Below are 10,800 nucleotides of genomic sequence, written 5' to 3' on the forward strand. Positions count from 1 at the left end.
AGGGATCGTCGAGAAGTATGTCGGGCGGGAGCACAAGTCCGTCGAATACTCTGCGGCACACCCTGATTGGCGTCCCGCCGAGACACCGACGGTGACCGGCTCGCGGCCACGTTGACCAAGCGTGTGGCGGCTCCCACATTGGCCGGGCATTTACGGGCCAGGCGCCTCGTGAGCATTGTCGTCCCACGAGACCGCGCTTGTGCGCGCCACAACGTGGTGCCTCGGCCAGACGCTGCTCGCGCGTGTGCCGGCAGCGTGGACCGCCGAGCACCACGAGAAACCTTGTGGAGAGCGGTCAGGATTGGCGATCGGTATGTGCTGGACTCGACAGGGGCGCCCATCCCGCCACGGTTGTCGAGTCCTATTGTCCCGCATGTGATCTTGATTTTCACTAACTAGGCCGGCCGCTATAGCACGGGACGGCCCCGAAACTTTTGCCGGGCATCGCTCATGGAGGTGCGCAGGCGTTGCGGTTCACGTTGGACGCGACCGAGGAGCAATCCCGTTAGTTGGGACGGCGTTTCGAGGCGCACAGCAAAGCGTCACCTCACCAACGCAGACCACCACATCACGATAAGTTCGGCGTGCGTGCCTGCCGCCATACCCTGACATGGCTACGTTGGGATGCGAAAACAGTTCCCCACTAGGCGTTTTCGTAATTCCCCATCCCTGCGAAAGCGTCCATTGCCACAACGATGATGTGAAGTGCCATGTCCCTACCTAGCCCAGGTCAACGACCGCGGTGCCGCCGCTGCGAGTGGCGTGGGTGTAGACGTCTTACACGAAGTTGACGGGAGCGATTCCGGCGATGGCTGCCTTGACCTTGGGATCGGTCTCCATAGCGTCGGCCACCGCCAGGATGAGGTCGTGGTCGCCCGCTTCGTCGCCATAGGGATACACCGACACCCCCCAGCCGATCGCCTTGACCCGCGCGCGTGCGGGGGTGCCCTGCAAGGGCGGATCGGATCTGGCGTTTCGCGCGGCGTTGACCAAGTGCTCGGCGCTGTGTTGCGGGGTGAACGATGCGAGCCGCTCTTGCAGCTGCCGGGCGTTGGCCCACGCCGCGGGCAGATCGTCTAGAACGGCGTCGAGTCGCTCGATCCAGGCGTCGACGGATGGTGGTGCGCCGAAGTGCTGCTCGACGAGGTTGAACCGCTCGGCCGCCTCACGATACCCGGACAGACCGGTGAGGAACCGGCCGGCTCCGCTGCTCGACGGCATCATCACCGGCACGCCGTGTTCGATTGCCTCGGTGGCGACCAGGCCGAATGACTCGATCCGGGAAGGCATGATGACCAGCGTCGCCGAACGGATAATCGCCTTCAACTCTTCGGGATTCGAGGTACGCGGCAGCACCTCGACCGCGTCCGGCTCGCCAACCAAGGCAGCCAGGCGACCACGCGCTTGCCGGAGTGTCTGGGGGTCGCCGCCAACCGTCACCAGCCGTGTGTCGTGGCCGCGGCTGCGCCGTTGCGACACGATTCGTGCGGCCTCCTCGGCGCCCTTCAGCGGGTCGTCCGTTCGGCCGAACAACAGCACCCTCTCCGGCGCATCCGGCGAGGGCAGCGGCGGCTGTTCGGCCATCGTCAGCATGGGCGGCAACTCGAGGACCGATGCGCGCCCGCCCATCGATGACGACGCCAGCGCTTCCGCGGTCAACACCTCTCCCACGCCCGACACCAGATCGACATGGCGGGCTATGTAGATGTCGGCGGCCAGCCGAGCCCTACCGATATGTGGGGTCTTCGCAAGGGTGTACCACGCCATGGGCAATAGATGAAGCAGGTGAATACTTTTCGCGTCGGGATAGCGGTGCTCGACGGCTGCCACGGCGGCCATCCCGCCGTCGTGGCCGTGCCCTATCACCAGGTCCACCGACTCGGGCAAGTCCGCCAAGCCGGCGGGTTTGCCGTTCCGTGGGCCGATCACCGTCACGCCGGGCGGTACCGCTGCCTCCGCCTCCCGCCTCACCCGGACGTACACCTCGCGCCCGGCGTCTGCCCACCCGCGACACAAGTCCATGTTCAACGTCTCCATGCCGTTGTTCCGACCCCATCTGTCGCAGTACACCAAGATCCTGCGCGGCCAGGCGTCACCCCCCGCGAGGTCATCGCCGCCGGCCGCGCCAGGGCCCGGCATGTCAGGGCCGTCGCTGCCGTTGCCTCCACCATTTCGCGACTCCGGCTCGCCGTGCCCCGGATCGCTGTCGCCGTGCCCGGCTTTGATGACGCCAACATCCTTGCTGGGGCCGCCGTCAACCACCCGCTGCGAGTCGCCGACAGGGCGATCCTCATCGCGGGGTTTTTGAACATCGCTGCCGGTGTGGTCGGGGGCTGGGTGGTCCTCACCGGCCTGGTTTTGCCGCTGGGACTCCGGATTGTTGGGGTGATCGCTGCCCGGTTTTGCTGCGGGGTTGTCGAGCCCGCGGTCGGGGTCGTTTCGTCGGTGCGTCGTGGTGTTGGCGTCGTGGGGCTGGTGGTCTTCCCGGGCGGCGGCGGATTCATCGACTCCCCCGCGCGGATGTTTGACCCCGGGCAAAGATGTGCCGTCTATCAGATGACGGCCCAGATCGAGGTCGTCGGTCAGCGTCGATTCCCGGACCACAGTGTGATGGTCAAACCGCAGGAATCCGTCCGCCAGGACCAAACCGTCGCGATTGCAGAGCAGTTGCAAACCGAGGTCATTGGCGTTTGCGGTTGCCCAGTAGTGACCGTTCCGGTCTGCCATGACCAACAGCCGACCGTATAGCGCTCTGATCTCTCCCGCGGCGGCCACAGGCGCCCCCGCGAAGAACGACGAATGGTGCAGGCGCTCGAATATCTCGGTGCTAAAGGGATCGAGGGCGTAGAGATTGGCACTGCGATCCATCACGAACATTGCCATCGCCGAATCGCCGACGTGGAACGGTGTGCCGTCTGCCGCGCGGTACAGCCGGCCGTCGGGCCCGACGAACACGCGTGTCGCCTCAAGCTCGGCGGCGGACAGATTGTGCCGCCGGCGAAAGCGCGGAATATTCCAATCGTCTTCGCCGTGATACTGCTGGCGCAGCGGATGGCTCGCGGTCAGCCCGGATCCTGTGTGTGCGGGCGGGATTCGGTCGAGCGGGACATTACGCGGCACTGGGCACCAGTACCCTTCTGAATCCCTCCAGTACATCACCTCAGCTCCTTGCCACCACCCCGATTCGATCGTGGCGGAGCGGACTTCGGGCGAATCGATCTCGGACAGCTGGATCTTGGCGTGCGGGTCGACTCGGCCGGACAGGTACTGAATGTGTGCGCCCCGCTCCGTGAGCGCGGCGGCGAGCTCGGGGAACTGATCCAGCGTTGTGGTCAACGCCGCGTCATGATCCGACCCCTCCCAGTCGACGATGACAACGCGTGGATGCTCCCCACCGACCAGGCCGACGCGGCTGTTCAAGGCGCGGCCGCCGGCAGCCTCGATCGCGCCGCGCGCAGCGTCGGTGAGCTCCTTTTCGAACTCGTAATTCGCGCTCTCGCAAGGAGCTTCGAATTCAGGCTGCCCAGGCAGTCGCACCTCACTGAACCGCACTACGGTGTCGGCATTGCTGGCATCGGCCTGGCCGACGGTCGGGTCCTCTGCGCAATGCGTCCGCTGTGCCCGTGCGAAGTCATCGCCGCCGTCTTCACCCGACCGCGTTCCACCATCGCCACCACCTCCGCCGGCCCCACCACGATGGCTCCCGTCGCCGCCAAAATCGCCTGGTTCGCCGCGACGGTTGCGTGCCCCGTCGCCGACGGTGTCGGAGGTTCCGCCGGCGGGCGTCGCGGGCGGCCCAGTTGGGGAGTCCCCTGCGGTGGGAGAGTCGGCAAGAGCGGCGTGCTGATCGGTGGTCGGGTCGGCCCGCGTGGGGTTGGCGGTGTCGGTGACGGGCTGGATGTCGACCGCCGGCGGTGAGGTGATCGAGGGATCCAGGATCCCTTCTCGGTTGCTGGATTCGAGGCGAGTGATTGGGGAGTGCGCCGCCTGAGCGCCTGCGGGGAGGTGGTCGGCGTGCACCTCCGCGGCAAGCGCCCTCGGCAGGTTGTCCGCCGCCGGGCCCCGCTCAGCCACCGGCGCGCCGTCGGGCCGGATGCCATCGGCACCGGCGGCCGCGGGGCCGGGCGTGGGTGCGGTGGCCGACCGCCCCTCACGGTCTGCCGCATCGGTTCGGTTCGCGCTGGCAGCGGTGGACCCCTCCGCCAATCGCGTGCTGCGATCACCAGGGTTGGGCGACGTGTTCGACGGGGGGCCGCCGACGCGATCACGGCCCGCCGGGACCGCGGGCGTGCCTGGCGCGGTCGCCGATTGAGCCGCTGGCACGACGCCTTTGGTGGTGGAATCCATCCCGCTAGCGGTGCCATTGCGTGCCGTGCTGGCCTGTCCGGAGGCCGACTCACCGCCGCGGGCCGTGTCGAAGCCGGCCGCGCGATGTGGGGTGGTGTCGGCCGGTGGGCCACCAGATTCAGCGTGGCCTTGGCTCCCCCCATGGTTAGCACCGCCCACCGCGCTGTGCGCGGCTCCTAGGATCCCGAGGCCGAGAATCGCCGGGTCCACCGGCCCACCGTCGGCGACGGTGGGAACCGCAACGCTGGCCTCCGCCGCGGCCGCACCGGCCACCACCCGATTGACCACATGCGGGAGATCACCGGCGACCTCACCAACCAGGCCGCCCACCGGCCCACCCACCCCGGCACCCACGGCCATCAATTCCGCGGTCTTAAAGATCCGCCCTAGATTGAAGCCGCCGCGGCCTTCAACGCCCTGAATACCCTCCACGCCCCCCTCTTGAACCAGTCCGGTGACTAACGCGGACGCCGCACTGTTGCCCAGCTGCAACACCGCCGCTGCCCCCGCCTGCTCACCCCGCGCCGTTAGCCGCGACACCGTCGTCTTGGGCAACGCCTCGGCCAGCGCGGCCTCCAACCCGTCGGCGACCTGCGACTCCAGCTCACGAATCGCTTCGGCGGCCGTCTGCTTGGCCACCGGAATATCGGCCAGAGACGAACCTCCGGTCGCCGGGGCGTTGATCTCATCCCAGGCAATCAACGCCGCCGTAACCAGCAACGTGAGGATGATGTTCAGCTTGAGGGCCTGCAGCTCGGTGGCGTCCTGCCTGGCTAGATCCCCCAACCCGCACTGCGCCGCGACCAGCTTGTCCATCGCAAACTCGCCTGCAAACAACAAGCCGAACTGGTTGTGGGCGGCCTGGGCGGTGTGCCCACCCAAAACGTTCTGGGTCGCCGCACACACCCGCTTCAACTCTGGTATCAATGCGCTAAACCCAGCAGCCGTCTGATACCACGCGGCAGCAATGCGATCCATCCCCGACTCACTGGCATCCGCCGGCCACGCCGAGCCTGCCAAATAGGCCAACGGCCGCAAACCCGCGGGCATCTGAATATCCATCTGAATATCCATCAACCCACCCCACCCCAAGCCACCACACCAACCCCAGACCCGCGGGCGCTAACCTCCACCGCAGGGATCAAAATCCGCCACAGGCAACCACAGTGTTTGGTTCGAAAGTTACATCGCACCTGTTTCGTAACTATTTCGATTGATTGTCTGGACCGCTACACGGGCTCACCGGCCCAGTGAGCAGCGCCACATCGTCGGCGGGTGATGCACCCTTCTCATGCGACCACCCGTCGCATCCGGCAACGTGACTCGGCACGTCGCTGACAGACCTGCAGCGGTGACGCTGAGGTTATTCCGACGGTACAGATAACGTGCGAGACCTGTTGCTGCGCAAGGACAATAGCGACAATTTGGATAGGTCGCTGGCGTGCACGACAATCACCAAAGGCGCCGTCATGTCCACCTCGTTATCGTCCCCGAGGTGTTCGCCTTCCAATCGAATCTAGGCTGGGCCTCGCTCAGGTGTCAGTCGAGTCCTCGCGCGCGGACACCCGCGGCTCGGTGGCGCCGGGTGCGATGTCATCGACGTCGCCGTCGGCCGCGACATCGGTATCGCCGAGCCGGACGTCTGCCGCGCCCTCGCGTCCGATGTCAACGCCGCTCTCGTCGTGGTCGGTGGGTGACACGGTGGGCGGCCGCTCATGCGGGGGTTGTTGCTCACCGACCGGGTGGGAACCCGCGACGTCGTCGGAATGGCCTGTGGCAAGGCCGATCCCGTCGGCGGCCTGCTCATCGCCGACGACACCGCTGCGCCGCGCTTTTTCGGGCCCGCGGCGTCGAGCGCGCGCAGCGCCTTCGGGCCCGGCGCTGTTCCCGTCGGCCGCCGCCGAACGCGGTGGGCCCGCGGCACGCGGTGAGCCCGCGGCATCTTCTGCGGGACGATCCACACCTGTGCCGGGCCGCTGCTTGCCCGGGTCGACCTGAGCCGCGGAAGGTTCCGCCAGCCCCGAGCCGCCATCCATTGCCGGGGTCGCCGACTCCGAATCCTCCGGGCCCGGGCCATCCGGCGCGCCGGCGCGCCGCCGTTGCGGCGGCGTCGGGAAGCCCGGCGGCGGTAGGTACGGCGGCGCCGATGGATCCGACCCTATCGGCCCCGCGGCGTCGCTCAACGGTTCGGTGTCGGGCGAGGCAGTCGATTGGTCAAGTGCCTCTTGCGATGTGCCGGCATCAACTGGCGCGGCCGCCGCGGCGCCCGCGTCGGCACCCAAGCTAGCAGCGTCGTCGGAAGGGCCGTCGGCCGCCGACGCGTCCGCCGTTACGCCGTCAGAGCCCGGATCCTCGTCCGCCGCATCGCCTTGACCCGCGGCACCGCCACTGCCGGGTCCGCCCCAAGATCCGCCGCCACCGGTGCTTCCGCTGCCGATACCGCCGGCCGGGCTCCCCGACCCTGTGGCCGTGGTCGGTGAGGCGACCGCATTAGCTGGTTGCCCAACCATATTGGTGAGAGCCGGAGTGGCGGCAGCGGCGGGGGTGCCCCCGATCGCACCGGCCGACGTCGGGCCCCCGGCGCCTTGTCCAACGGGGGCCCCATGTTGGCCGGCAGGGCTGCCCGACACCGCTCCATTGTCGTCGGCCTGTTGGAACGAATCCGCCGCCTGCCTGAGCATGTCCGAGTAGTAATCGAGCAGGGCGGTCTTGGCGTCAACCGACCCGTTCACCCAATCGACTTGGGCCAGGTAACCACCGGGGCCGTCGGCGAATTGATGTCCAATGTCGCCGTCACCCCATACAGGGCCCTCGGCGGCTAGCTCTGCCCGAAGTGTTGCCATCACCGTCTTCATCGCGGAGCTGACCTCGTGCAGGTCGCGGGAGACGCGACGGAGTTCCTCCGGTGAGGCACGGAATTCTGCGGCCATCGGCTCATCTCCTCACTGTGGGGAAATCGGCATCGCCGCGGTCGTCGTAGCCAACGCCCGAAGGCGCAGCGGGCTCCTGGCGCCGCGGCGCCTCGACAAAGGCGTCCAGCCCAGGTGGTACCAAATCCTTGGGATCCGGGATGTTCTCGACGATGTCGGAAAACGACGGGAACTCCTTGTGCCGCTCATTGATCGGCGCCAACATCTCGGCGACGCGCCGCGAGGCATCCTCGGCGGCTGCCCGCGCCGCCTCGGTGATGTGGTCTCCAAGATCCTCGAAGTCATGGTCATCGAGGTACGACTTGTCGATGACCGCTTTGACCAGCTGGCCCCTGGCATCGACGGTGACTTCGACAGTGCCATCGGCAGCCTGCGCGTTGAGTCTCAGCGCGGCCTGCTTCTTTTGCAGGGCCGCAATATCTGTCAGCTGATCCTGCAACCGCGCCAACACGTCGGTCACCCGGTCACGGGCCGCGTCGTTACTCATCTACCTCACCTGCCGTCTACGAGTATCGCTTGCTGTGGCGATACATAGTGTATCGCCACAGTTTGGCGGGTCAATTCGAGCGACAAGGAGCGGTCGGACGACCTCTTGCTGACGAATACCTGTCAGGCCTTCGCCAAAACAAACCCGCTGATCGCTTTGCCAGCGGTCCCAGACGATGCGATTCATTGAATCTGAGCCGCGCCGTCTGTGTTAATGGATTTAGTCCCAGAGTATCTCGCGCTGACCTCACCGAAATATGGCTCTGCGCAGTCGATTCGCCCTCTCGGTACTCCATAGCCCGCTTGAGTGGCCGCATCTCTGCGGTATGCAACGTCCGGTGATCACTCTGCTGCCATACGCTGGACGCCCAGCTTCCTGGCCAAATTCTTCAGGACCTGTCGACTCGGGCGTGGCGGCGAACAGAACTGTCTGCCACAATAAGCGATACTTGGTGTATCACGGATAGTCAGCCCACGGAGTTGAACATGAAGTCCCACTTCCGCCCGTGTTCAAATCGGGCTAATAGCCAGGGCGCACGCCTCGCTACCGCCACCGACGGGACGTACTACCCGAAGTTTGAGACCGACTCACACACCCCACATGCCACAAGCTTGGGCACGATTGCCGGAGTGGTCGCCCGCGGCGCGGCTTTGGGTTTGACTGCCGCCGTAGCCGCCTGGGCGCGCCGGGTCGGCCAGCGCCGAACCGGCTCGCTACGCCGACTAGCGCCGCGATTCAAACCCCATACCCTTCAAGGCAATTTGCGTAGATCAGGCGAGAACGCCCACCGAATGGGAGGTTGCAATGCTGGCACCCACTGCGCCGTGGATCGAGACTTGTAGCCAACTCCTGCTTTCCCGGGAACTGGTAAGGCTTCTGGGCCTGCCCGACGGGGTGGTTGTGACCCCGTTGGTAGGCGAAGCCGCCGGCGATACGCACTGAGCGCGTCACGAGTCGCCATCTCGCCTATCCGGGGCAAGCGCGCGGCCCTCGATCAGTTCCGCATGAACAGCGCAGTCCTCGTGCGATGTCGGACACCGACATCAATCAACAGAGATGCCCGCCGTGACAGAGAACCGATTGATTGGCGTCGCATGTGATCACCGAGATCGGTGTTGGTGAACGGGCGTCGGTCCGGGGCGTGGCCTCCAACACCACACGGCCGCGACTGGCGGTTACTGGGGTCTGGGAGGTCAGTGGTTGTGGATTTGCCCTAATTAGACGGACGTCCGTCACAGATTGTGAAGTCGGGGTTGGAGGCGCGGCCGCCACTCGTCAACGACCACTAGCGGATACGCAGAACGATCTGCCACAATACGAAGATACACTCTGTATCATGAAGCGCAGATAACGCCCGATCGTTCCGGTAGGCGGTCTTGATGACGACGGTGATGCTGGGGCCGGGATTCGCACGTCAAAGGAGACAAGGCGATGGCAGACCAATTTCGTATCGACCCCGCTGAGGTGCGCGCGGTTGCTGATGGCCTAGCGGGTTTGAGTGCTCGGATGACAGGGCACGTGTCGGGGCTGGGAGCGCAGGTGTCCGCCGCGGGTGCACCATGGGGTAGCGATGCCACCGGCGATCAGTTCGCAGGCGGGCCGGACGGTTTAGTGGCCCACATGCAGCAGTCGTTGCAGGCGATGGCCGCACGCGCCGAGACGGTCCAGCGCCACGCGGATCGTCTCGCGACGGCCGCGGGGTTTTTCGAGCTGGCCGATCAGGCCTAGCAGCTTGCGCATCCGGGTCTAGGGCGCGTCGATGGTTTTCGACATTGCCACCTTGCATGGGCTCGCCGCCGATATCGGCGCTCCCATTCCTAATGGCGACCCAGACGCGCTTTTCGCCCTCGCTGATCACATAGAGGCCTCGGCGCAGGCCTGGGACGGTCACGCCGATGAACTGGCGCAGTTGAAGGCGCAGCTGCGCTCGGTGTTGGCCGGCGACACCGCCGAGGCCCACGACCAACAGTTAGCGAAGTTACTCGACGGCCCGGATTCGCTGCAGGGCGATTCTGAGGCGGTGCGGGCAGGGGTGGCGGCGCTGCGCAATTACGCGGCCGATCTGGAGGACAACCAGTCGACCTCACTATTGCTGGTGGGTTGGCTGCTGGCGACCACAATCCGGGGGATAGCCTCGGCCGCTGTCACCGGCGGGGAATCGCTAGTGGAAGTGGCGCTCGCGCGGGTGCGCACGGCGGCAGCGATCAACGCGCTCAAAGAAGCGTTGTGGCGGCGTATCGCAACCGTCCTGACCGAGTTGCTGGCCAACACCTGTCGGGGAGTGTTGTTCGGCGGCGCCGAGCAGCTGGCGCTACAGAGCGTTCAGATCGCGAGGGGAGAACGCACGAGCCTCAATGGGCAACTGATCACGGAGACTGGGCTGTCTTTTGCCAAGTTCGGGGGCCCAGCCGAGGCGGTCGAACGCGGGTTGTTGTGGGGGGTCGCCGGTGTTGTCAACGACTCCAAGGCTGCTAGCGTGGCCGCGTGGGCGACGAGCAAGGTGTTATCCGGGATCGGGGGCAATACGTTTGCCACCGCCATTGCCGGCGACCCAATCACCCTCGAAACCCTGCGGACTGGGGCCTTGATGGGCGTAGTCGGGGCGGCCGGGGACGTCCGCGGTACGGGCGGTAACGGCGGTAAGGGCGCACCGGCCGTAGACACCAAGCCCAACGGAAACGGCTTCACCTCGCCGGCCGAGACCACCCATGATGCTGGCCCCCAGGCCCACACCGCCCCAGCGCCGGCCCCCACCGCCGAGCCAGCCAAGGCCGCCGGTGAGCACAGCGCCGGCACGCCAGCGGCTGCCTCGCCCGCTGCCGCCGACCCCGGGGCGCGGCCGGTGGAGGCGACCGCCACCAGGCCGCCGGCGACAGCCGACGCTGGACACATGCCTGTCGCACACCCCGCCGCCGGCGTCGAACCGCCGCCTGCCACACACGCCTCGGCTAGCTCACACCTTCAGGAGGGCACAGTCGATATCTCGACAGGCTCGCAAACGGCCCACACCGGGCCCCCCACCGCCACAGCCAGTCC

The 10,800-nt window shown here is 66.5% G+C and carries 4 protein-coding genes and 1 pseudogene; 2 read left to right on the forward strand and 3 right to left on the reverse strand.

Annotated elements, in window-relative coordinates; translation table 11 throughout:
• Positions 1-777: 777 nt before the first annotated feature.
• From ACQI5H_RS22575 to ACQI5H_RS22585, 3 genes are all read right to left on the reverse strand, one after another.
• The gene (locus ACQI5H_RS22575; protein WP_427081517.1) at positions 778-5,421 is read right to left on the reverse strand and encodes a glycosyltransferase; all 4,644 of its coding nucleotides are present in this window, start codon (positions 5,419-5,421) and stop codon (positions 778-780) included.
• 458 nt (positions 5,422-5,879) lie between these two features.
• Positions 5,880-7,277 carry a hypothetical protein gene (locus tag ACQI5H_RS22580; protein ID WP_427081518.1) on the reverse strand — a complete coding sequence of 466 codons (1,398 nt, stop codon included), beginning with the start codon at positions 7,275-7,277 and terminating at the stop codon, positions 5,880-5,882.
• Between the two features lie 4 nt (positions 7,278-7,281).
• A complete protein-coding gene (locus ACQI5H_RS22585) occupies positions 7,282-7,764 on the reverse strand; it encodes a YbaB/EbfC family nucleoid-associated protein (RefSeq protein ID WP_427081519.1) in 483 nt (160 codons plus the stop codon).
• Between the two features lie 1,431 nt (positions 7,765-9,195).
• Between ACQI5H_RS22585 and ACQI5H_RS22590 the strand changes: the two genes are divergently transcribed.
• Both ACQI5H_RS22590 and ACQI5H_RS22595 read left to right on the forward strand, forming a co-directional pair.
• Positions 9,196-9,492: a WXG100 family type VII secretion target gene (locus tag ACQI5H_RS22590; protein WP_427081520.1), complete on the forward strand. Its 297-nt coding sequence runs from the start codon at positions 9,196-9,198 to the stop codon at positions 9,490-9,492.
• Positions 9,493-9,523: 31 nt separating this feature from the next.
• Positions 9,524-10,800: pseudogene (locus ACQI5H_RS22595) on the forward strand (hypothetical protein); the annotation flags it as partial.

The sequence above is a fragment of the Mycobacterium heidelbergense genome (assembly GCF_050205645.1).
Taxonomy (GTDB): Bacteria; Actinomycetota; Actinomycetes; order Mycobacteriales; family Mycobacteriaceae; genus Mycobacterium; species Mycobacterium heidelbergense_A.